The sequence below is a fragment of the Peribacillus sp. QJM3NY_7 genome (assembly GCF_056173225.1).
This window is the reverse complement of the sequence record NZ_CM149663.1, coordinates 3407999-3429445: the sequence shown is the minus strand read 5'-3', so window position 1 is coordinate 3429445 and position 21447 is coordinate 3407999. Positions and strand designations below refer to the sequence as shown.

Genomic DNA, 21447 nt, shown 5'->3' with positions numbered 1-21447 from the left:
TTACATTATGGCGTGAGTGTGTATGACTAGGGACCAAGTCTATCATGCAAAAGGAAGGATTCAACAATGAACACAGTGGAACAAGTTATACAGCATTTAAAAAAAGGGGAATTAACAGAAGCTCTTAAACATATAAATCGAATTAAATCATCAGAGTCAGCAGAGGACATTTTATTGCTGGCCGAAGAAATGCTCCAGCTTGGCTTTGCGGAAGAGGCAAAGGATCTTTTTGAACATCTGCTGCAACTCTATCCCGATGAAGGAGAATTGATTGTTTCGTTGGCGGAAATCCTAATTGATATGGACCAGGAAGATGAAGCGATGCTGATGCTTGAAAAAGTAAGTGCAGATGATGAAGTGTATCCAAGTGCTTTGCTTTTGGAAGCGGACCTTTATCAATTGCAGGGGATGGATGAGGTCAGCGAACGGAAATTACTGCAGGCTAAGGAAATGCTTCCAGATGAGATCATCATTGATTTTGCACTAGCTGAACTGTTCTTTCATCAAGGCAGGGATCAGGAAGCCATTGCAAATTACATAAAGGTTTTGGAACAGGAACAAGAAATCGCTGGTGTTAATGTCAATCAGAGGCTTGCTGAAGCATTAAGCAGCTCGGGCAAGTTCGAGGAGGCCCTTCCGCACTTTGAGAAGGCCTTGAAGGACGGACTTGAAATCAATACTCTATTTGAATATGCATTTACTGCTTTTCAGGCAGGTCTTTATGAGACAGCCGTACGAAAGTTTATTGAACTGAAAGAATTAGATCATGAATATCATTCACTATATTTGTACCTGGCAAAGAGTTATGAACATCTTGAAGATCTCGAAAATGCCTTGAAAACGGTCAAAGAAGGAATCAATGCTGATGAATTCAATAAGGAACTTTACTTCTTCGGTGGTAAAATAGCCTTGAAAAGCGGGCTTGACGAAGAGGCTGAAAATCTATTTAAAGAAGCACTTGCCATTGATCCGGGATATCTGGAAGCTGCACTCACCCTTTTGAAATTGTATATGCACCAAGAAAGGTATGAAGATGTATTGGAGTGTATAGGTGAAGTAAGGCGATATGGAGAGGATGATCCTCAGTTTGATTGGATTGCTGCTGTATCTTATCAGCATACCGAACAATTTAAAGAGTCATTAACCAGCTATCATAAAGCATATAATTCATTCAAGAGCAATCAAGATTTCCTTGAAGATTATGGTTTCTTTTTAATTGAAGAAGGAGACAGAGCCACATCTAGAGAAGTATTTAATAAGCTGCTTGAGATGAATCCGGCGAATGATGAGTATGCAATGATCTTGGAGCGGCTAGGTGAAAGCACAGAGGAAATGTAGATAAGTGAAATAAAACTAAATCAAGACAGAGGAGGGAATTCATGGTGGCTGCCCCTGTTTCTGTGAATGAGAAGAAGGATTTTATTCGGTGGTTCTTAAATCATTATCAACTGAAACGAAGAGAATGCGTGTGGATATTGAATTACTTAATGAGTCATGATCAACTGATGAAAAAGGTTCATTTTGTAGAAAATGCACAATATTGCCCACGTGGACTGATCATGTCGACACATTGTGTGGATGAGGTCCCTTTCAGGTTCTATAAGTCCAATATCATGACGACCGATGCAGAGAAATCTTTTCATGATATCCGTTTAAATCGGGACGAAGACATTTATATTCAGCTTAATTTTAAATCGTCTTACTCTTCCTATCAATATGCAGCGGTACTCGAGCATAATCCCTTCATGCCGAAATCGACGGCATCGAATGAAAAAGATCAGCTGCTAGCTGAACAATTTTTAGAAAGAAGCATGTTGTATTTTCAAAGGGACCGTCTTCTTAAGGAAATCGATGAAGCACTTGATAAGCATGATGAACAAGCATTTAAGGATTTAACCGAACAATTGAATCAATTGAAAGTACTTGGATGAAATAAATTGACCTTTCCTTAAACAGGAAAGGTTTTTATTTTTTATAAAACATTGATAAAATCCACATTTTTGTAAAGACTATGGGTATATGGTAAAGATGTTATAAAAATAATGGTAAAATGATAAGGAGTTGATTCAAAAATCGGGAGTGAAGAAAAAACATGAAATGGACAGCAAAAGATCTTGACATGTATATGCAATCAAAAGAGTATGTGGATACCGTTTTGATTCCTTTGGTTCCCCTATCTTTTAAAGGGCAAATGAAGCAAACGGGCTCAATGAATGAATTTCTTACCATTTTAAGCTTGGAAATTGAAAAGCAGATGAAAGGTAGAATTCTTTTATTGCCGACATTTCATTATTTAAGCGATGAAATGGATAAGGTTGAACGGTTAAAGCGTTGGGCCAATGAAGTGAAAGAAAATAATTTCGAGCATGTTTTCTTTCTTACATCGGATTTCGAGTGGAAAAAAGAAGAGCGGGAATTAGAAAATAATTTAGTATGGATTCCTGCCATTCCCTTGGAGGGGCTTGAAATTGAACAAGCAAGGGAAATGATTAACCAGCAAGTTATCCAAATCCTTGATATTTTCTCTTATAATTGGAAAAATGAAAAAAAGTAGGATTTTTCGCATTATTTGACACATAGTTGCCACCTTTTGGGTTTTACAAATATTGACCTTGGTAAATTATTGAGATATCATGGAAATGTCCTAGTTTTATAGTGTCGCTATTTATTGGTCCTTTGGGCTCTCAGTATAGTAATAGAGGGGGGGAAAACGCATGAGCAAGCATAATGTTTCACGACGTCAATTCCTTAATTACACACTTACTGGCGTTGGTGGATTTATGGCGGCCGGTATGTTGATGCCTATGGTTAGGTTTGCAATTGATCCTGTATTATCAGCTGATAAAGGCGGGGATTACGTTGCAACTAAGCAAAAGGTAGGTGAACTCACTACCGAACCAACCCGTGTCGACTTTAGTTTTAAACAGGTCGATGGGTGGTATGAGTCTGAAGAAACAAATACAGCTTGGGTTTACAAAACGGATGATGGTAAGATCGTTGCTTTATCTCCAATCTGTAAACATTTAGGCTGTACGGTAGGGTGGAATACGGATAAGACTAATCCGAATCAATTTTTCTGTCCTTGCCATTACGGCAGGTATACGAAAGATGGGGTGAATGTGAAAGGGACACCGCCAGTTTCACCATTGGATGTCTTTGACACGAAAGAAAAAGATGGAATACTTTATTTGGGTCAACTAAAACCGCACGGGGAGGCGTAAACATTGCTAACAAAGTTATATGACTGGGTGGACGAGCGTTTAGATATTACGCCGTTATGGCGGGATATTGCTGACCATGAGGTTCCTGAACATGTTAACCCCGCACATCATTTTTCTGCATTCGTATATTGTTTTGGTGGGTTAACTTTCTTTATTACGGTCATCCAAATCTTGTCAGGCATGTTCTTGACGATGTACTATGTCCCGGACATTAAAAACGCTTGGGAATCTGTTTATTATTTGCAAAATGAAGTTGCCTTCGGTCAAATTGTCCGTGGTATGCATCACTGGGGAGCAAGTCTAGTTATCGTTATGATGTTTTTACATACTCTTCGTGTCTTCTTCCAGGGAGCTTACAAAAAACCGCGTGAATTGAACTGGATGGTCGGCGTATTGATTTTCTTCATCATGCTGGCATTAGGCTTGACTGGTTATTTATTGCCATGGGATATGAAAGCGCTATTCGCAACGAAAGTTACGTTGACAATTGTCGAATCGGTACCGTTGATGGGACCGGCACTCAAGACATTGATAGCAGGAGATCCAACCATCGTTGGAGCACAGACATTGACACGATTCTTTGCAATTCATGTATTCTTCCTGCCAGCAGCATTATTTGCTTTACTAGCGGCTCATTTCCTGATGATCCGAAAACAAGGTATTTCAGGTCCGCTATAAAAGAATGGTGAACCAAAAACCAAAAAAACCTTTTCATAAAGGAGGGGAATTGTTCAATGCATCGTGGGAAAGGTATGAAATTCGTAGGTGACTCGCGTATCTCCGCGGACCGTAAACCGAATATTCCGAAAGATTATTCAGAATATCCTGGGAAAACTGAAGCATTTTGGCCTAATTTCCTTTTAAAAGAATGGATGGTAGGAGCTGTATTTCTTGTAGGCTACCTTTGCCTGACAATCGCACATCCGTCACCATTGGAAAGGATAGCAGATCCAACAGATACAGGGTATATTCCGCTGCCGGACTGGTATTTCCTATTCCTTTACCAATTACTTAAGTATACCTATGCTTCAGGTCCTTATAATGCTATCGGGTCCATGGTAATACCCGGCTTGGCTTTCGGAGCGTTGCTCTTGGCACCTTTTCTAGATCGTGGTCCAGAGCGGAGCCCGGCGAAACGTCCTTTTGCTGTAGGCTTCATGCTATTGGCAATGGCCGGCGTTTTCTATCTAACATGGGAGTCCGCAGCCCATCACGATTGGGAAGCTTCCAAGAAGCAAGGAGCCATCGTGGAAGGTGCAGACATTGATAAAGAGAGCGATGGGTATAAACTGATGGATTCTAATGGCTGTATTAGCTGTCACGGAGCAGAATTAACTGGTGGAGCAGGAGCGCCAAGCTTAATTGACACTGGATTGAAGCCAGAAGAAATTTCTAAAATCGCAGTCAAAGGCCAGGGTGCCATGCCAGCTGGCATGTTCAAAGGTACAGATGAAGAACTGAAAACATTAGCTGAATTTGTATCTGGTTTATCGACAAAGTAATATAGCCATAAACTTCAATTTCTTTCATAGGCTGCAAATAAAGCTGACGACTACGGTTGTCGGCTTTTTTATTGGTAAATTGAAGCGTATATGAGAGGAATTTGAAATGAATACTTGGTTTTCTGGTTGATGGCCTGTAAAATGAATATACTTGAGAATGTAAGTGAGGGTAAAAGAATGAATGTTATTTACAGTTTGCTTGCAAACCGGCAAATGCTCGCTTTGTTATTATTAATAAATATATTCGGTACTGCCTATGGATATTATTGGTATGGTAGTCAATTGGAAAACACTCCGGCGATTTTTTTGGCATTTGTTCCGGACAGCCCGACAGCTAGCCTGTTTTTTGTATTTGTTTTATTGGGGTTCCTGTTAAGAAGGAATTTCGGACTTATGGAAGCGTTGGCGATCATAACACTATTCAAATATGGAATATGGGCGGTTGCAATGAATTTGATGACCTTCGTGACAACCGGTTCATTGCCATGGGAAGGTTATATGTTAATGGCTTCTCATTTGGGGATGGCGATACAAGGGGTATTATATGCACCATTTTATCGAATAAAACCTTGGCATTTGATAGTGGCAGGGATTTGGACCATACATAATGACATAATCGATTATGTTTTCGAAATGATGCCAATTTATCGTGATTTATTGGTATTTATGAATTCGATAGGTTATTTCACTTTTTGGCTCAGTATACTATCCATTTTTGTCGGCTGGTACTTTGGATATAGAAAAAAGCGGACCACCCTATCCTTCATCCATTAAAAAGTTAACTTTAAATACAGCTTTGTAAAAGCAGGGTTAACTTTTTTATGATGAACGAGGTCTACTCATGTTTTTTCTTTCATATCGTTTTAGTAGAGATATGAGGAGGGACGAGTAGCATGTTGAAAAAATTCATATTAACCATTGCTGTTTTATTTGTCGTCTTACATTTCCCTGTCTATGCAGAATCCTCTTCAAGTTTGGAGCAATTAGATAACATTTCCGATAGAGCCTTGGAAATGACCAAGTTGAAGCGATATGGAGATTCGGAAAAGATGCTGACGTTTTTTTCTGACCGGTTTTTAAAAGAGACAGCGAAAGAGCAGATCCTTGACATGGACGAACTTCGAATTATCACTGTAGCTCATAATGAGGCGTTGATGACAATAAAGGATATGAACAAGGGAGATTCCGAAAAGGTTAATTCTGTTACAAAGTTCCGGCTTGTTGTTGATGCGGTCAAGTCCACCCATCAGCCTCTTTGGACAGAGATGGAGGATCAAATGATGAATTCTTTCCAGCAGACAAAGAATGCCGCGATCAATCAAGACACAATTACCTTCAATAGCCAATTGAACTTATTCCTATCACAATATGAAATGATATATCCAAGCTTGAAAGTTGACCTTTCTAAAGAAACGATGCAGCAACTGGACACGAGGATTCAATACATCAACCAATACCGTCCGGAGGTAATCAGTGATGGAGAAAGTCAGAAGGAACTGGATGCGTTGCAAAACGAACTAACTTCCATTTTTGATGATATGGGTGAAGATGATGCAGATCCTTCCCTTTGGTGGGTCATCATATCGACAGGCTCAATCATTATCATGACGCTTTCTTATGTAGGCTGGAGAAAATATAAAGGTGATAGGGAAAAACCAAGGAAAGAACATAATGATTAAATAGACAGGGGAAGAGAACACTATATTTGACACGGTTGCCTTCAATCCATAGAATTAAGAGTAATAATAGTTATAGGAGGATACCATGTATTTCATTTATTTGGCGATTATCATTTTAATCCCGATTTATGCACAAATGAAAGTGAAAAGCACATATAAAAAATATTCAAAGGTATCGGCCTCTTCCGGTATGAGCGGTGCTGAGACGGCGCGGGCCATTTTAGATCAAAATGGACTGTTCAATGTCAGGGTCGAAGAGACACCTGGAATGCTTTCGGACCATTATGACCCAAGGGATAAAACGGTGCGTTTATCATCGGATAACTATCACGGCCATTCAGTTGCCGGTGTAGCGGTAGCAGCCCATGAAGTTGGACATGCGATTCAAGATAAAGAAGCCTATGCATTCTTGCGTTTCCGTCATGCATTAGTACCGGTAGCTAATTTTGGCTCTAACATATCTTGGATTTTGATTTTAATCGGGATGTTAGCTTCAATTCCTGGGTTGCTATTGGCGGGTATCGTATTTATGGCAGCCGCTGTATTGTTCCAAGTGATTACCCTGCCGGTTGAATTCAATGCCTCTTCTAGGGCGATGGATCAACTCGTTTCCGCCGGGGTCATCCGCAACGATGAAGAACGGGAAACGAAAAAAGTATTAAGTGCCGCTGCGATGACTTATGTTGCTGCCGCTCTTGTAGCCGTACTGGAATTAGTTCGTCTTCTGCTTATGTATACAGGAATGAGGGAAGAAGATTAATGAGAAAAGGACACCATCTTGGGATGGGGTCCTTTTTTCATTTTTAAGAGTATTTGCTGCACATTGCTAATAAAATTCAGTTGGACAGGGAAACATTCATAAGGGTTGCATTCAATCGGTATGTACAGTCAATGGATCACCTTTCAATGGGATTCTTGTTCTCATCAAGGGTAAAGCCCTCACCCAATACGTCATGAACTTCACTGACTGATACAAACGCATGAGGGTCCACAGAAGTTATGGCATTTTTTAAGCGGACTAACTCATTTTTCCCAACAACACAATAGAGGACTTCCCGGTCATTGCGTGTAAAGGACCCATAGCCCCTTAATACAGTTACGCCCCGCTCCATATCATTCATGATTTTTTCGGCAATTTCCTTGTTTTTATCACTAATGATCATTGCACCTCTAGCAGCATAGGCTCCTTCTTGCATAAAGTCGATTACTCGGGCACCTATAAAAACGGCAACGAGGGTATACATCGCTTGCCGGTAATCCAGGTATGTAAGGATGGACAGGCCAATGACGACGGCATCAAAGATGAACATGGTCCGACCCATGCCAATCCCTAAGTAACGATGAGCAAAACGGGCAATGATATCCACTCCGCCTGTTGTACCGCCGTAACGAAAAATGATGCCCAGCCCGACACCAACCGAGACCCCGGCAAACAATGCCACAAGCATCAAATCATTACCGAGATTGATTTCAAATTCGTATCTCTCGAAAACCCAAAGCCAAACGGAGAGGCCAACCGTTCCGATAATCGTATAAAAGAAAGATGTGCGCCCTAAATATTTCCACCCAATTAAAAATAAGGGAATATTCAAAATCAAATTAGAATAAGAAGGATTTATCCCGATAAGTTGATATATAATCAAGGTGAGGCCAGTGAATCCGCCCTCGGCCAAGTTGTTCTGCATGTTAAAATGCACAAGGCCAAAAGCGAATATTCCAGCCCCAAAAAGGATAAATATGATGTTTTTCAATTTTAAGCCCAAAAGCATGTCCCATACCTCCAAAGGTTTGCATAGCATTAATTTACTTATTATAACTAATTAACCAATTATGGGCAATTTTGATTCCAAACGTATCTGTTGTCATCTGTTTCACTTTTAGCTAACATGGAGAAGGTATGATGTTTGAAAACGAAAATCAAGAATGGGTGACTCATATGGAAAAGCAAAAGACGATCCAACAAATGCAAGCGGAAGTCGACCGATACATAGGACAATTTAAAGAAGGATATTTCAGCCCTCTGGCCATGCTCGCCCGCATGTTCTGAAGAACTTGGGGAATTGGCTAGGGAAGTCAATCATTACCATGGTGAAAAACCAAAGAAGGCGACAGAGGAAGAGAATACCATTGAAGCGGAATTGGGGGACATGCTTTTTGTGTTGATTTGTTTTGCCAATTCTTTAGGGATTGATCTTCAAAACTCGCATGATTTGGTCATGGAAAAATTCACAACCCGCGATAAAGATAGATGGACAAGAAAAGAAGAGGAAATGGAGGAGGAAGGTAAAGATGAGTAAAGTGAAAGTGATTGTAGCAGGTCCACGGGGCAGAATGGGAAATGAAGCGGTGAAGCTTGTACATAGGACAGAAGGGTTTGAATTGGCAGCTGTCATAGATCGCAAGCATAACGGGGAAAGCCTTTCCGCAATAGAAGGTTTTCACGGGATTGAAGCACCGGTTTTTTCTGATATAAATGAATGCTTTTCTTCTGTAGAGGCAGACGTATTGATCGATTTGACCACACCGGAAGTGGGCATGTTCCATACCGAAACGGCACTTAATCATGGCATCCGCCCTGTAGTGGGAACGACTGGTTTTACAAAAGAAGATTTAGCAAAGCTGGATTCATTGACAAAAGAAAAAGGCATTGGTTGCATCATCGCGCCAAACTTTGCAATTGGCGCCATTTTGATGATGAAGTTTTCCCAAATGGCCGCAAAGTATTTCCCGGATGTGGAAATCATAGAAATGCACCATGATCAAAAACTGGATGCACCTTCTGGAACTGCTTCCAAAACGGCAGACATGATTGCAGCGGTACGTGAAACAAAACAACAGGGGCACCCTAATGAAAAAGAAACCATCCAGGGGGCAAGAGGTGCAAATGTAGATGGCATGCATATCCACAGTGTCCGTTTACCGGGACTCGTTGCCCATCAACAGGTGCTTTTCGGAAGTGATGGAGAGCTATTGACGGTTAGGCATGATTCCTTTAATCGAGCTTCCTTCATGTCAGGAGTCAAACTTGCTGTCGATACGGTCATGAAATTGGATGTTCTTGTATACGGCTTGGAAAATATTATTGAATAGGGATCAGGAGGATTTACGATGAAAATTGCCTTAATTGCCCATGATATGAAAAAGGAAGATATCATTCAATTTGTGACAGCCTATAAAGATGTATTTGAGCAGCATGAATTATTTGCAACAGGTACGACTGGGAAACGAATCAAGGAAGAAGTATCACTGCCTGTCCATCGTTTTCATTCAGGACCTCTTGGCGGAGATCAGGAAATAGGTGCAATGATTGCACGCGGGGAAATGGACATGGTCCTATTTTTCCGCGATCCTTTGACATCACAGCCGCATGAACCTGATGTATCTGCGCTTATCCGCCTATCAGATGTATATGAAATTCCCTTGGCAACAAATATGGGCACTGCAGAAGTGCTCATACAAGGTTTGAAACATGGGTATATGGACTGGTTAAAACTACGGCAAAAACAAGGTGAGATAAATGATAAACAAAAGTAATATAGATATCCTGGCTTTCGGGGCACATGCTGATGATGTTGAAATCGGTATGGGTGGCACAATCGCTAAATATGTGCAACAAGGCAGGAAAATTGTCATTTGTGATTTGACAAAAGCTGAAATGTCGTCCAATGGAACCGTTCCACTGCGGCAAGAGGAAGCCGATAAGGCTGCTGAAATCCTTGGGGTGAAGAGGATTTCCCTTGATCTGCCCGACAGGGGACTATACATGAAGGCGGAATACATAAACCAAATCATCACGGTCATTCGCCAATATAAACCTGCACTTGTATTTGCACCATTTTTGGAAGATCGCCATCCCGATCATGGTAACTGTGCCAAATTAGTCGAGGAAGCAGTTTTTTCGGCAGGAGTAAGAAAGTATATGGAAGAAGAAGGTCTGGGTTCCCATCGTATCCAAAATATGCACTATTATATGATCAATGGGTTTCACAAACCGGACTTCGTCGTGGATATCACGTCTACAATATCGAAAAAGCTGGATAGCCTTAGGGCATATGGGAGCCAATTCGAAAAAAGTCAGGTATCTGTAGAAACACCGTTAGTTAATGGCTATATCGAGACTGTAGAGGCACGGGAGCGGATGTTTGGCAAAGAAGTGGGTGTCGCCTTTGCGGAGGGATTCATGACAAAAAAACCGTTACTGATCGATGCCGACTTGTTAGGAGAATAATAATCTTATGAAATTAAAAATTGGAATTACCTGTTACCCGACAGTTGGGGGTTCTGGTGTCGTAGCAACTGAATTAGGTAAGATGCTTGCAGAAAAAGGACATGAAATACATTTCATTTCTTCAAGCATCCCTTTTCGCTTAAATAAGATGTACTGTAATATTTTTTATCACCAGGTTGAAGTGAACTCATATTCAGTCTTTCAATATCCGCCATATGACTTGGCGCTTGCGAGCAAGATGGCGGATGTCGTAAAACGGGAAAAATTAGATATCCTTCACGTTCACTATGCAATTCCACATGCTGTTTGTGCGATCCTTGCAAAGCAGATGTCAGGTAATGAAGTAAAGATCGTAACGACACTGCATGGTACGGATATCACCGTTTTGGGCCAGGATCCCTCATTGACCAATTTGATTAAATTCGGCATAGAGCAATCAGATGTCGTTACAGGAGTATCTAATTCCCTTGTTCAGCAAACGCACGAATTAATCGCGCCGGATAAGGAAATCAAAACCGTTTATAATTTCATTGATGAAAGAGAGTACCATAAATCCGATTCAGATTACCTTAAGGATGAATACGGAATCAGGGAAGATGAAAAAGTGATCATACATGTTTCGAATTTCCGTTCGGTCAAGCGAGTGAAAGATGTCATCCAGGCGTTTTATTTAACTCAAAAGAAAATGCCTGCAAAGCTACTGCTCGTAGGAGATGGGCCGGAGGTGACAACCGTATTGAAATTGGCTAAAGATCTTGGAATCGATGATGCGGTCTTGTTCCTTGGTAAGCAGGATAACCTTGCGGAATTATATTCAATCAGTGATTTGATATTCCTGTTATCGGAAAAAGAGAGTTTCGGACTTGTGCTGCTCGAGGCGATGGCATGTGGAGTTCCTTGTATCGGGACGAATATCGGGGGAATACCTGAAGTCATCGTTGATGGGGAGACTGGTTATATTTGTGAATTGGGAGATGTCAAAATGGTTGCTGAAAAAGCGGTTGGACTTTTAAGCGACCCGAGTTTACATAAACGCTTTTCTGAAGCTGCGCTGGAAAGGGCCAATACTGATTTCCATAGTGATACGATTATGTCAGAGTATGAAGCCATCTACATTCAAGCACTTGAAGGTAAATCCATGGAATAGGGAGGAGACGCTGATGGATCGGTTATTCTTGAAATCAGTACCCATTCTGGAATTGATTGAAGAAGCAGGATATGAGGCTTATTTCGTTGGCGGCTCTGTAAGGGATTATATCCTTGGCAGGACAATAAACGATGTGGACATCGCTACTTCCGCAACACCCCAGGAAATCAAAAGGATTTTTCCTAATACGGCTGATATCGGAATCGACCACGGTACAGTGCTTGTCATTACGGATATGGGTACATACGAAATTACGACGTATAGAACGGAAAGCGGGTATTCGGACTTTCGGAGGCCCGATGCCGTAAAGTTTGTCCGTTCTTTGACCGAAGATTTGCAAAGAAGAGATTTTACCATGAATGCAATAGCAATGGATAAGACCGGAAAGGTCATCGATCCATTTAATGGTAAGCGCGATTTGGCACAAAAAAGGATTATCACAGTTGGTAACCCGCATGAAAGGTTTCATGAAGATGCATTGAGAATGATGCGTGCTTTAAGGTTCGTCAGTCAACTTGATTTTGAACTGGATCAAGAAACCTTTGATTCCCTTAAAGAGAACGCCCAGAACATCAGTGAAATCGCTGTCGAAAGAATCCTGGTTGAATTTGAGAAACTAGCGGCCGGCTCCAATAAGATAAAGGCTTTCTCACTATTGCTGGAAAGCGGATTATATCAATACCTGCCTCTATTCTCAAGTAAAAAAGATCATCTGATGGACTTACTGAACCTGCCGCTTCATCAACTGAATGCGGCAGAAATATGGTCTATCATCATGATTCACACAAAGGATCAAGAAATCGAAGAGGCTTTGAGGGCATGGAAGCTGCCATTGAAAACGATAAGAAACGTTCAACGTACGATAAAGCTGGTGAAGAGTAAGAAACAATCAGCCATCGATGTATTTCAGGCAGGTCATGGCATAACGGTACAAGCTGCTAAAGTCAGAGCTGCACTGAATGCCGGGAATGTATCGGATGCTGAAGAGAATGCACACCAACGCTACAATGGACTTATTATAAAACAAATGTCGGATCTTGCCGTCACGGGGACGGATCTATTGATTTGGCATCAAGAAAAGCCAGGTCCATGGGTCAAGGAATACTTGGAAAAAATATTGAAAGCTGTCTTGAATGAAGAATTAAGAAATGATAAAGAAGAAATTAAGAGGTGGCTGGTGAAATGCAATCTGAGTTAAGAACAAAGCTGATGGAAGCCCTCTCAAAAGCGGATGGTGCGTTTATATCCGGTCAGGAAATTGCTGAATACATTGGCTGTTCGCGCACAGCGGTCTGGAAGCATATAGAAGACCTGCGCAGTGAAGGATATAATGTCGAAGCTGTTAGGAAAAAAGGCTACCGGATCATATCGGCGCCGGAAAAAGTGTCCGAGAGCGAAATACAACTTGGCTTGGAAACAAAAACGATCGGCAAGATGATCCATTATCAGGAAACTGTTGAATCCACTCAAAAAATTGCGCATCAACTAGCAAATGAAGGCGTTCAGGAGGGAACCCTCGTCGTTGCCGAGGAGCAGTTATCCGGCAAAGGAAGGCTAATGAGATCTTGGCATTCCCCAAAATTCAGCGGGATATGGATGAGTCTGATCCTAAGACCGAAAATTCCGATTCATGAGGCGCCACAACTTACATTATTGGCCGCGGTCGCTGTAGCTCAGGCTATAGAGGATACCACTGATTTGAAGCCGCAGATAAAGTGGCCGAATGATATTTTGGTGAATCGCAAGAAAGTGGTGGGCATCCTGACGGAGATGCAGGCGGAGTCAGATAGAATCCATTCTGTCATTATCGGAATTGGAATGAATATCAATCAGCAATTGGAGGATTTTCCTGAAGAACTGCAGGAAAAAGCGTCCTCCCTACTCATAGAAAGTGGAGGGACGATTTCAAGGTCCAAGGTCATTCAACGAGCATTATTTCGTCTTGAAAATCTGTACGAACTCTATTTAGATCAAGGGTTCATGCCTATAAAGGATTTATGGGAGAGTTATGCGATCAGTCTTGGACAGGTAATCAAAGCCAGTACCGTTAATGACATGATTGTCGGAAAAGCATTGGGCATAACGGATTCAGGCGTTTTACTTCTCGAAGACGGAAAAGGTACCGTACATTCCATATATTCTGCTGATATTGAAATTCAGTAGATTTTTGTCAAATTCGTGAAAATTAAATAGAAAATTTCAAATTTGCTTGATATAATGCAAGTGGGCAGTATCTCATGTGAACTGCACCCCCATAAATACCAAATTATTTGAAAATCTGCCTTGATCCAGAGAACTGGACTGGGACGGAGGGATGAAACTTCTGATGAAACAAAGGGATTGACTAAAAAGCTAAGTGCTGTTTATTGATCGAATTGTGGCTTTTCATGCCATTTTTCGTAGCGAAACAGATACTTTTTTAGTCAGTCCTTTTTTTGCGCATGAATGTATAGACACCAGTTTTCGCTGATGTTTTCATCTCCTCCATTAAAAGGAGGAAACGTAATGAAATTGTCCGGAGATTTTTTGAAGATGAAACAAAATCAAGAGAAGATTGTCATGCTCACGGCTTATGATTACCCGTCAGCAAAGTTAGCCGAACAATCAGGTGTAGACATGATTTTAGTCGGTGATTCTTTAGGAATGGTCGTATTGGGGTATGACTCAACGATTCCAGTTACGGTGAATGACATGATCCATCATACAAAGGCAGTAAAACGCGGGGCACCGAATACATTTGTCGTGACGGATATGCCCTTTATGAGCTATCACCTATCTATGGATGAAACACTGAAGAATGCAGCCCGGATCATGCAGGAAGGTCATGCGGACGCCGTGAAGCTCGAGGGAGCGGATGATGTTGTTGAAAAAATATCAGCATTGACAAAGGCAGGCATCCCGGTTGTAGCCCATCTTGGCTTGACTCCTCAATCCGTCGGCGTTCTGGGCGGATATAAAGTGCAAGGAAAAGATGCAGAAAGTGCAGCACAACTCTTGGAAGATGCGAGAAAGTGTGAAGCGGCAGGGGCGATGCTAGTAGTTTTTGAATGTGTTCCATATCAAGTGGGGGAACTCGTCACACGGAACCTCGAAATTCCAACCATTGGAATTGGAGCAGGTGCAGAAACGGATGGTCAAGTCCTCGTTTACCATGATGTAATCAAGTATGGGGTAGACCGGCTAGCGAAATTCGTAAAAGTTTATGGAGATGCAAATGAACTGATTGGCCAATCGATTACAAGCTTTGTGAATGAAGTGAAATCTAAAGATTTTCCGTCGGAAGAACATACATTCACGATGAAGGAAGAGCAGCTTTCTGAACTTTACGGAGGAAAAAGATGAAAACTTTTACATCAGCAGCTGATTTGCAATTGGCACTTAGAGAGGAAAAAAACAATCACAAAAGCATTGGCTATGTAGCGACAATGGGGTTTTTGCATGAGGGGCATGCAACCCTTTTGGAAAAGGCCCGCAAAGAAAATGATATTGTGGTATTGAGTATTTTTGTAAATCCGATGCAGTTTGGACCGAATGAGGATTTTGAAACATATCCGCGGGATTTGGAACGGGATGAAAATGTCGCAGCCAATGGCGGAGTGGATTATCTCTTCTATCCAACAGTCCATGAAATGTACGGTGAAGAACCATCTGTGAAAGTTGTTGTCCAAAGCAGGACGGATGTTTTATGCGGGAGACAAAGGCCTGGACACTTTGATGGTGTAGCGACAGTCTTAACGAAATTCTTCAATATCATCCTTCCCGATAGAGCTTACTTTGGTAAGAAGGATGCCCAGCAAGTCGCCGTGATAGATGGACTGATCAAAGACTTCAATTTCCCTATCCAGCTTGTTGCTGTAGATACCGTACGCGAGGAAGATGGGTTAGCGAAGAGTTCGCGAAATGTGAACCTATCAGATCAAGAACGCATGGAGGCTAAAGAGCTGTACCAAAGTTTATTGAAGGCCAAAGAGGCGGTTGAATCAGGTGAAAGAAATGCAGCTACCGTCACGGCTCTAATTAGTGAACATATTACTGCCCAAACAAGTGGCGTGATTGACTATATTGAAGTCTATCAATACCCGGAACTTAAACCACTTGAATCACTGGCAGGAAACATCATCATTGCAATGGCTGTAAAGTTCAAGCATGCAAGACTAATTGATAATATCACCTTATATATAGAATAAATCATAAGATCAGGGGGAATTGAGATGTTTCGAACGATGATGAATGGAAAAATCCACCGTGCACGGGTAACTGAAGCTAATTTGAATTATGTAGGCAGCATTACGATTGATGAAGATATAATAGATGCGGTAGGGATTTTGCCTAATGAGAAAGTCGCCATCGTGAATAATAATAATGGTGCAAGGCTTGAAACGTATGTGATTGCGGGTGAACGGGGTAGCGGTGTCGTGTGTTTGAATGGAGCGGCAGCTAGACTGGTGCAGCCGGATGATATCGTGATAATCATTTCTTATGTGATGGTTTCTGAGGATAAACTGGGAGATCACAAACCAAAAGTTGCGATCATGGATGAATACAATAAAATCATTGATTTAATTTCAAACGAACCTGCAGCTACAATCATGTAAGCGGAGGGCCGGCACATGTGCATGAAACATGCATATAGGTGCCGGCCCTTTTCGTCTTTTGATGAACGGCTTGTTTCCTTTATTACGATTATTATGGTATAAAAAAGATAAGAGAATTCCATCAGGAAGTGGAGAAAGCGAAGTTTGAGGTGTACAATTCATGATGCAACGATATGTAGTGGTCGATTTGGAAACAACAGGGAATTCTCCGAAAAAAGGAGATAGGATTATTCAATTTGCTGGAGTGGTCATCGAAAATGACCAAATCGTGGATGAATACTCGACATTCATCCACCCTGGACAGGAAATTTCCTTGTTTATTGAAGAATTGACCGGAATAAGCAACGAGACGGTAAAAAATGCACCTGACTTTGAAGATGTTGCAGAAAATATTGCCCGGCTTATAGAAGGGGCATGTTTTGTTGCCCATAATGTTTTATTTGATTTATCTTTTTTACAGGAAGAATTAGTGCGATGCGGGTTTGAGCCGTTTTATGGTTCCACCCTTGATACAGTGGAGTTAGCGAAAATATTAAAACCAACATCCGATGGATATAAGCTGCACCAGCTGGCTAAAGAAGAAAACCTAGATCATTCCAGGCCCCATCAAGCGGATAGTGATGCATATGCCACCGCTTTATTATTGTTGGAATTGAAAAAAAAGCTGATGAATCTTCCAGTCATGACACTTAAACAGTTGTATCGATTATCTTATTCCTTACAAAGTGAGGTTTCCGAATTAATAGATGCTTGCATTGCAAGCAAACTTGCCAAAGCAGAAGTCCATTCACCTGATCTAATTACTTATAGGGGCCTTGCCTTTAAAAAGGCTGAACATGAAGGTGATCATAAAGACACGGGGTCTAAATTCCCGCTCGACAATGAGGAAAAAGTAGCCATGCTCCAAAGTGCATTCCCTGCATTCGAAGCAAGAAGCGGACAACTTGATATGATGAACCTGATTCACAATTCTTTCGAAACCAGCCAGGATGCAATCATTGAAGCTGGAACCGGTATTGGTAAATCGATAGGTTATCTGCTTCCGGCCGTTTATTTTGCAAAAAAACATCAAAAACCTGTCGTCGTTTCGACATATACGCTTCAGTTGCAGGACCAACTACTTCAAAACGAGGTTCCTAAGCTTAAGAAAATCCTTCCTTTTACCTTTCAAGCTGTTTTACTGAAGGGGAGAAGCAATTATTTGAGCTTGGCAAAGTTCGAAAGGGCTTTGCGTGAAAAGGAAGATAATTATGAAACGGCCTTAACGAAAATGCAGATATTGGTTTGGCTTACTGAGACCGTAACAGGTGATAAAGATGAATTGAACCTTACAAGCGGCGGTCAGCTATTTTGGAATAGGCTTCAAAGTGATGGTCTTACATACGCCGGTTTAAAACAGCCCTGGCTTGAATTGGATTTTTTTGAACGGGCAAAAAAAACAGCTGCAAAGGCGGATATCATCATTACTAACCATTCATTTTTAATGACGGATCTTCTTACGGAAGACGCCTTGATTCCCAAAAAAGGGTATTTGGTTCTCGATGAAGCACACCATTTGGAACAGGCTGCATCCAAACAGCTTGGGAGCAGGCTTAATTACATTTCGGTGAAGACGATTTTGAACAGACTAGGGACATCGGATCAAAAGCAATTATTATATAAATTGGACAGGATGCTTTTGAATAACGGACTGACGGACGGGAGATCTTCACATGAATTGGATCAAAAGCTTAGTGATTTTTCGTATGAATTCGAACAGCTTTTTTATTACCTTTCCAATCAGGCGGAAAAACTTTCACGTTCTGTAAGTCCAAAACGGCTTTCATTCAAAATAGATGATGGAAGATGGGGAAAAGCGATTCTTGTCGCTGAGCGGTTGGTGGATTTATTAGGATACATCATCACGGAGTTAGAGAAAAGATTGGCCCTTTTATTGAATAATGAGTCCCCATTAGGGAAAAATTCATTATTTCACTTAAATGATATCGAGGTGCTGCTTGGACATTTACAGGATACCAGGGACTCCTTGCATGAGTTTTTCATCAAGCCTCATGAAGAAAATATTTATTGGCTTGATTATACGAATGCAGCACCTCAGCATGGGGTGACTTTGACGGTTCAGCCGATTGCAGGCAGTAAACGGCTATGGGATTCCTATTTCGGGCGCCAAAAAAGTGTGGTCATGACATCGGCAACCCTTGTGGTGAAGGATTCTTTTAAGTATTTTAAGGAACAACTCGGATTAGAGAATGAGCCTATGCAGACAGCAAGTTTTCCATCACCCTTTCCTTATAAGAAACTCGTAAAGGTACTGGTTCCAAATGATCTACCAGATATCAATTGTTTATCGGTGGAGGAATTCTCCGAAACCGCGGCAAACCATATTATTGCTGCCGCTCAGGCAGCGAAAGGGAGAATGATGGTATTATTCACCTCGCATGAAATGCTGCGCGCAACCTATCATTCGGTCAAAGATTGTGGTGTTCTGGATGAGTTCACCCTGTTTGCACAAGGGATTTCTGGCGGAAGCCGGATGAGGCTGCTCAGGAATTTCCAAAACTTCGAGAAAGCGGTCCTGTTTGGGACAACAAGCCTATGGGAGGGCGTCGATATCCCTGGCGAGGATTTATCTTGTTTAATCATTGTCAGGCTGCCTTTTTCGCCACCGGATGAACCAGTGACAGCTGCAAAATGCCAACTTCTCGAGAAGCAGGGGCGCAATCCATTCTCTGAGTATTCATTACCCGAAGCCCTATTAAGGTTCCGACAAGGTTTCGGCAGGCTTATACGCACTCCAGAAGATAAAGGGATTTTGGTTATACTTGATCGCCGCATCATCACGGCTAAATATGGAACTGAATTTCAAAAGGCGATTCCGAAAGTGGACTGGCACCAAGGCACTATTTCAGAAATGGCTGAAATGATAGAAGAGTGGATTTAAATGATCTTGATAATTCATTAATCCAGGAATTTTTATAATTTTTAAAGAAAAATAACCACTGAACTGGTATAATGTGATAGGTGGTAAAGCCTTCAAATCCTATTCATACCAGTGGTTGTTGACAATTTATTAAAATGGAGGGGCATTTTCATGGAAAGTAAAATCGAAGTAATTTCAACAGTCAGGTTGCAACATTCTCCTGATCTGTATAAAATTGTGGATTCCTTGAACCGAACATTGAAAAAAGATGATTTGATGTTCGGTCTGGCATTGGATTCCCAAGATCAAGAAAAAGCGATATTTACAATTTATCGTACATAGAAAGAAGGAAAAGCAGCTTTGAAAAAATGGTTGATTATTGCTTCTATCCTAGTCCTTTGTTTTATCGGATTTGTCAGCGGGGCATATATTAAAGCGTTGCAGCCTAAAAAAGAGGCTGGTAATGAGGCTTTTAAAAAGGCAAAGGAAGAGGGCGGCCTTGTTACCATGGAAGAATTCTACCTTTATAATGGGCAGGATTCATACTCTGTCATCATTGGTAAGGGGGAAAAAGGGACTAAGAAAATAGTCTGGCTTCCTGAGGACAAGAAGAAAGAAATAGTAGTGGAAAACTATAAAGATGGTAAATCAAAAAAAGAAATCATGAACATTGTCAAAGAAAAGCTTAATCCCCAAAAAATCATTTCGGTTAAGCTAGGCATGGAAAAGAACGTCCCGCTTTGGGAAGTAACGTATCTTGATGAATCCGAGCGCTTTAATTATGACTATTATGATTTTAAAACTGGGGAATGGCTAAAGTATTATCGAAGCATTTAGAATGGAGGATTAATTTAAAATGAAATTAGCGAACCGTGTTCAGTCATTAACGCCATCAACAACATTGGCCATTACGGCAAAAGCAAAGGAACTTAAGGCCCAAGGTTTAGATATAATTGGTTTGGGTGCAGGTGAACCAGACTATAATACGCCCAAACATATCATAGATGCAGCACTTCTTTCCATGAATGAAGGTCAAACTAAATACACGCCATCCGCTGGTCTGCCGAAGTTAAAAGAAGCAATTGCGGATAAATTGAAGCGTGATCAGGGCTTGGATTACAAACCGTCTGAAATTGCAGTTGGATCAGGTGCAAAGCACTCGCTGTACACATTGTTTCAAGCTATCCTGGATGAAGAAGATGAAGTCATTGTTCCGATACCATATTGGGTGAGCTATCCTGAGCAAATCAAGCTTGCTGACGGTAAGCCGGTTTATATAGTCGGTACGGAAGAAAATCAATATAAAATCACGAAAGAACAATTAGAACAAGCAATTACCGATAAAACGAAAGCGGTTATCATCAACTCTCCAAGCAATCCAACGGGCATGCTTTATTCCAGGGAAGAATTGGCGGCTATCGGGGAAGTTTGCCTGGCTCATGATATCTTGATCGTTTCCGACGAAATTTACGAAAAATTGGTTTATGGAAATGCTAAACATACATCCATTGCAGAGATTTCCCCTGAATTGAAAAAGCAAACGATCATCATCAATGGTGTTTCTAAATCGCACTCGATGACTGGCTGGAGAATAGGCTATGCAGCCGGTGATGAGTCCATCATTAAAGCAATGGCGAACCTTGCTAGCCATAGCACATCCAACCCAACCACAACCGCTCAATATGGTGCGATTGCGGCTTATGAAGGTACACAGGAGCCTGTTGAGGAAATGCGTCAAGCATTTGAAAGCCGTTTGAATAAAATCTATGATAAATTGGTTGAAATTCCAGGCGTAAGCTGCATTAAACCACAAGGGGCATTTTATTTATTCCCGAACGTTAAACGTGCAGTTGAATTAACAGGGTATAGCAATGTCGAAGATTTTACGACTGCGTTGCTTGAAGAAGCTCAAGTGGCTGTTATTCCAGGTTCAGGGTTCGGTGCACCTGATAACATCAGACTCTCTTATGCAACTTCACTGGAGCTGCTGGAAGCAGCCGTTGAAAGAATACATTCATTCGTTAATTCAAAAATGGCCTAATTTATTAAAAACCTGCAGACTGAGTCTGCAGGTTTCAGTTTGTAGACAAAAGGGGTTCGGAATTAAAAAATTCTGAACCCCTTTTGAAATTCCTTTGAATTTTCGCCTAAAGTT

General features: G+C 41.3%; 23 protein-coding genes and 1 pseudogene. 23 read left to right on the top strand and 1 reads right to left on the bottom strand.

Going from position 1 to position 21447, the window contains the following annotated elements:
* Window positions 1-66 precede the first annotated feature (66 nt).
* From AC0VX1_RS16340 to AC0VX1_RS16300, 9 genes are all read left to right on the top strand, one after another.
* Window positions 67-1338, top strand: a complete 1272-nt coding sequence (locus AC0VX1_RS16340; RefSeq protein ID WP_413023420.1) for a tetratricopeptide repeat protein — start codon at window positions 67-69, stop codon at window positions 1336-1338.
* 41 nt (window positions 1339-1379) lie between these two features.
* Window positions 1380-1931: a ReoY family proteolytic degradation factor gene (locus tag AC0VX1_RS16335; RefSeq protein ID WP_034307987.1), complete on the top strand. Its 552-nt coding sequence runs from the start codon at window positions 1380-1382 to the stop codon at window positions 1929-1931.
* 161 nt (window positions 1932-2092) lie between these two features.
* Window positions 2093-2554, top strand: a complete 462-nt coding sequence (locus AC0VX1_RS16330; RefSeq protein ID WP_057276294.1) for a YpiF family protein — start codon at window positions 2093-2095, stop codon at window positions 2552-2554.
* A 160-nt stretch (window positions 2555-2714) separates the two neighbouring features.
* A complete protein-coding gene (locus tag AC0VX1_RS16325) occupies window positions 2715-3221 on the top strand; it encodes a Rieske (2Fe-2S) protein (protein WP_057276295.1) in 507 nt (168 codons plus the stop codon).
* Window positions 3222-3224: 3 nt separating this feature from the next.
* Window positions 3225-3899: a menaquinol-cytochrome c reductase cytochrome b subunit gene (gene qcrB, locus AC0VX1_RS16320; protein ID WP_034307974.1), complete on the top strand. Its 675-nt coding sequence runs from the start codon at window positions 3225-3227 to the stop codon at window positions 3897-3899.
* A 56-nt stretch (window positions 3900-3955) separates the two neighbouring features.
* Window positions 3956-4723, top strand: coding sequence for a menaquinol-cytochrome c reductase cytochrome b/c subunit (locus tag AC0VX1_RS16315; RefSeq protein ID WP_034307972.1), 768 nt, complete (start codon window positions 3956-3958; stop codon window positions 4721-4723).
* Window positions 4724-4900: 177 nt separating this feature from the next.
* Window positions 4901-5497 (top strand): lipoprotein heptaprenylglyceryl N-acetyltransferase LhaT, encoded by a 597-nt coding sequence (lhaT, locus tag AC0VX1_RS16310; RefSeq protein WP_098186643.1) that lies wholly within the window; start codon window positions 4901-4903, stop codon window positions 5495-5497.
* A 119-nt stretch (window positions 5498-5616) separates the two neighbouring features.
* The gene (gene ypjB / locus AC0VX1_RS16305; protein ID WP_034307968.1) at window positions 5617-6402 is read left to right on the top strand and encodes a sporulation protein YpjB; all 786 of its coding nucleotides are present in this window, start codon (window positions 5617-5619) and stop codon (window positions 6400-6402) included.
* A gap of 85 nt (window positions 6403-6487) precedes the next feature.
* Window positions 6488-7162 carry a zinc metallopeptidase gene (locus AC0VX1_RS16300; RefSeq protein ID WP_048681645.1) on the top strand — a complete coding sequence of 225 codons (675 nt, stop codon included), beginning with the start codon at window positions 6488-6490 and terminating at the stop codon, window positions 7160-7162.
* 136 nt (window positions 7163-7298) lie between these two features.
* Here the strand turns inward: AC0VX1_RS16300 and AC0VX1_RS16295 are convergent, their stop codons facing one another.
* Entirely contained in the window at window positions 7299-8171 is an 873-nt protein-coding gene (locus AC0VX1_RS16295) for a YitT family protein (protein ID WP_098937403.1), read from the bottom strand.
* Between the two features lie 167 nt (window positions 8172-8338).
* On the opposite strand from AC0VX1_RS16295, the pseudogene AC0VX1_RS16290 reads away from it, so the two are divergent.
* The 14 genes and pseudogenes from AC0VX1_RS16290 to AC0VX1_RS16225 all read left to right on the top strand — a co-directional run bounded on the left by AC0VX1_RS16290 (window position 8339) and on the right by AC0VX1_RS16225 (window position 21333).
* Window positions 8339-8699, top strand: a pseudogene (locus AC0VX1_RS16290) (nucleotide pyrophosphohydrolase).
* Window positions 8692-9492, top strand: a complete 801-nt coding sequence (gene dapB, locus AC0VX1_RS16285) for a 4-hydroxy-tetrahydrodipicolinate reductase (protein WP_096337595.1) — start codon at window positions 8692-8694, stop codon at window positions 9490-9492. Before AC0VX1_RS16290 ends, dapB begins: the two are co-directional and overlap by 8 nt.
* Window positions 9493-9510: 18 nt before the next feature.
* Window positions 9511-9936 (top strand): methylglyoxal synthase, encoded by a 426-nt coding sequence (locus AC0VX1_RS16280; RefSeq protein WP_328118643.1) that lies wholly within the window; start codon window positions 9511-9513, stop codon window positions 9934-9936.
* Window positions 9920-10630 carry a bacillithiol biosynthesis deacetylase BshB1 gene (gene bshB1, locus AC0VX1_RS16275; RefSeq protein ID WP_057276299.1) on the top strand — a complete coding sequence of 237 codons (711 nt, stop codon included), beginning with the start codon at window positions 9920-9922 and terminating at the stop codon, window positions 10628-10630. The genes AC0VX1_RS16280 and bshB1 overlap by 17 nt, the downstream gene beginning before the upstream one ends.
* Before the next feature lie 7 nt (window positions 10631-10637).
* A complete protein-coding gene (gene bshA, locus AC0VX1_RS16270; protein ID WP_063590701.1) occupies window positions 10638-11777 on the top strand; it encodes an N-acetyl-alpha-D-glucosaminyl L-malate synthase BshA in 1140 nt (379 codons plus the stop codon).
* Window positions 11778-11790: 13 nt separating this feature from the next.
* Entirely contained in the window at window positions 11791-12975 is a 1185-nt protein-coding gene (locus tag AC0VX1_RS16265; RefSeq protein ID WP_475467966.1) for a CCA tRNA nucleotidyltransferase, read from the top strand.
* Entirely contained in the window at window positions 12960-13940 is a 981-nt protein-coding gene (locus AC0VX1_RS16260; RefSeq protein WP_034307941.1) for a biotin--[acetyl-CoA-carboxylase] ligase, read from the top strand. The genes AC0VX1_RS16265 and AC0VX1_RS16260 overlap by 16 nt, the downstream gene beginning before the upstream one ends.
* 342 nt (window positions 13941-14282) lie before the next feature.
* Window positions 14283-15119: a 3-methyl-2-oxobutanoate hydroxymethyltransferase gene (gene panB / locus AC0VX1_RS16255; protein ID WP_053535578.1), complete on the top strand. Its 837-nt coding sequence runs from the start codon at window positions 14283-14285 to the stop codon at window positions 15117-15119.
* Entirely contained in the window at window positions 15116-15964 is an 849-nt protein-coding gene (gene panC / locus AC0VX1_RS16250; protein ID WP_057276302.1) for a pantoate--beta-alanine ligase, read from the top strand. Before panB ends, panC begins: the two co-directional genes overlap by 4 nt.
* A gap of 24 nt (window positions 15965-15988) precedes the next feature.
* Window positions 15989-16372, top strand: coding sequence for an aspartate 1-decarboxylase (gene panD / locus AC0VX1_RS16245; RefSeq protein WP_057276303.1), 384 nt, complete (start codon window positions 15989-15991; stop codon window positions 16370-16372).
* Between the two features lie 160 nt (window positions 16373-16532).
* Window positions 16533-19313: an ATP-dependent DNA helicase DinG gene (gene dinG, locus AC0VX1_RS16240; protein ID WP_239858433.1), complete on the top strand. Its 2781-nt coding sequence runs from the start codon at window positions 16533-16535 to the stop codon at window positions 19311-19313.
* 150 nt (window positions 19314-19463) lie between these two features.
* A complete protein-coding gene (locus tag AC0VX1_RS16235; protein ID WP_065310840.1) occupies window positions 19464-19634 on the top strand; it encodes a YpmA family protein in 171 nt (56 codons plus the stop codon).
* A gap of 18 nt (window positions 19635-19652) precedes the next feature.
* A complete protein-coding gene (locus AC0VX1_RS16230; RefSeq protein WP_034307930.1) occupies window positions 19653-20129 on the top strand; it encodes a cell wall elongation regulator TseB-like domain-containing protein in 477 nt (158 codons plus the stop codon).
* Window positions 20130-20148: 19 nt separating this feature from the next.
* Window positions 20149-21333, top strand: a complete 1185-nt coding sequence (locus AC0VX1_RS16225; RefSeq protein ID WP_413023428.1) for a pyridoxal phosphate-dependent aminotransferase — start codon at window positions 20149-20151, stop codon at window positions 21331-21333.
* The last annotated feature ends 114 nt before the right edge of the window (window positions 21334-21447 follow it).

What these genes read in the sequence shown, in the direction of transcription:
- dinG (WP_239858433.1), top strand. Translation starts at nt 16,533, where the DNA reads ATGATGCAACGATATGTAGTGGTCGATTTGGAAACAACAGGGAATTCT.
- AC0VX1_RS16235 (WP_065310840.1), top strand. Translation starts at nt 19,464, where the DNA reads ATGGAAAGTAAAATCGAAGTAATTTCAACAGTCAGGTTGCAACATTCT.
- AC0VX1_RS16280 (WP_328118643.1), top strand. Translation starts at nt 9,511, where the DNA reads ATGAAAATTGCCTTAATTGCCCATGATATGAAAAAGGAAGATATCATT.
- AC0VX1_RS16315 (WP_034307972.1), top strand. Translation starts at nt 3,956, where the DNA reads ATGCATCGTGGGAAAGGTATGAAATTCGTAGGTGACTCGCGTATCTCC.
- panD (WP_057276303.1), top strand. Translation starts at nt 15,989, where the DNA reads ATGTTTCGAACGATGATGAATGGAAAAATCCACCGTGCACGGGTAACT.
- AC0VX1_RS16330 (WP_057276294.1), top strand. Translation starts at nt 2,093, where the DNA reads ATGAAATGGACAGCAAAAGATCTTGACATGTATATGCAATCAAAAGAG.
- AC0VX1_RS16295 (WP_098937403.1), bottom strand. Translation starts at nt 8,171, where the DNA reads ATGCTTTTGGGCTTAAAATTGAAAAACATCATATTTATCCTTTTTGGG.
- panC (WP_057276302.1), top strand. Translation starts at nt 15,116, where the DNA reads ATGAAAACTTTTACATCAGCAGCTGATTTGCAATTGGCACTTAGAGAG.
- dapB (WP_096337595.1), top strand. Translation starts at nt 8,692, where the DNA reads ATGAGTAAAGTGAAAGTGATTGTAGCAGGTCCACGGGGCAGAATGGGA.
- AC0VX1_RS16340 (WP_413023420.1), top strand. Translation starts at nt 67, where the DNA reads ATGAACACAGTGGAACAAGTTATACAGCATTTAAAAAAAGGGGAATTA.
- AC0VX1_RS16225 (WP_413023428.1), top strand. Translation starts at nt 20,149, where the DNA reads ATGAAATTAGCGAACCGTGTTCAGTCATTAACGCCATCAACAACATTG.
- AC0VX1_RS16260 (WP_034307941.1), top strand. Translation starts at nt 12,960, where the DNA reads ATGCAATCTGAGTTAAGAACAAAGCTGATGGAAGCCCTCTCAAAAGCG.
- panB (WP_053535578.1), top strand. Translation starts at nt 14,283, where the DNA reads ATGAAATTGTCCGGAGATTTTTTGAAGATGAAACAAAATCAAGAGAAG.
- AC0VX1_RS16335 (WP_034307987.1), top strand. Translation starts at nt 1,380, where the DNA reads ATGGTGGCTGCCCCTGTTTCTGTGAATGAGAAGAAGGATTTTATTCGG.
- AC0VX1_RS16265 (WP_475467966.1), top strand. Translation starts at nt 11,791, where the DNA reads ATGGATCGGTTATTCTTGAAATCAGTACCCATTCTGGAATTGATTGAA.
- AC0VX1_RS16300 (WP_048681645.1), top strand. Translation starts at nt 6,488, where the DNA reads ATGTATTTCATTTATTTGGCGATTATCATTTTAATCCCGATTTATGCA.
- bshB1 (WP_057276299.1), top strand. Translation starts at nt 9,920, where the DNA reads ATGATAAACAAAAGTAATATAGATATCCTGGCTTTCGGGGCACATGCT.
- bshA (WP_063590701.1), top strand. Translation starts at nt 10,638, where the DNA reads ATGAAATTAAAAATTGGAATTACCTGTTACCCGACAGTTGGGGGTTCT.
- ypjB (WP_034307968.1), top strand. Translation starts at nt 5,617, where the DNA reads ATGTTGAAAAAATTCATATTAACCATTGCTGTTTTATTTGTCGTCTTA.
- lhaT (WP_098186643.1), top strand. Translation starts at nt 4,901, where the DNA reads ATGAATGTTATTTACAGTTTGCTTGCAAACCGGCAAATGCTCGCTTTG.
- AC0VX1_RS16325 (WP_057276295.1), top strand. Translation starts at nt 2,715, where the DNA reads ATGAGCAAGCATAATGTTTCACGACGTCAATTCCTTAATTACACACTT.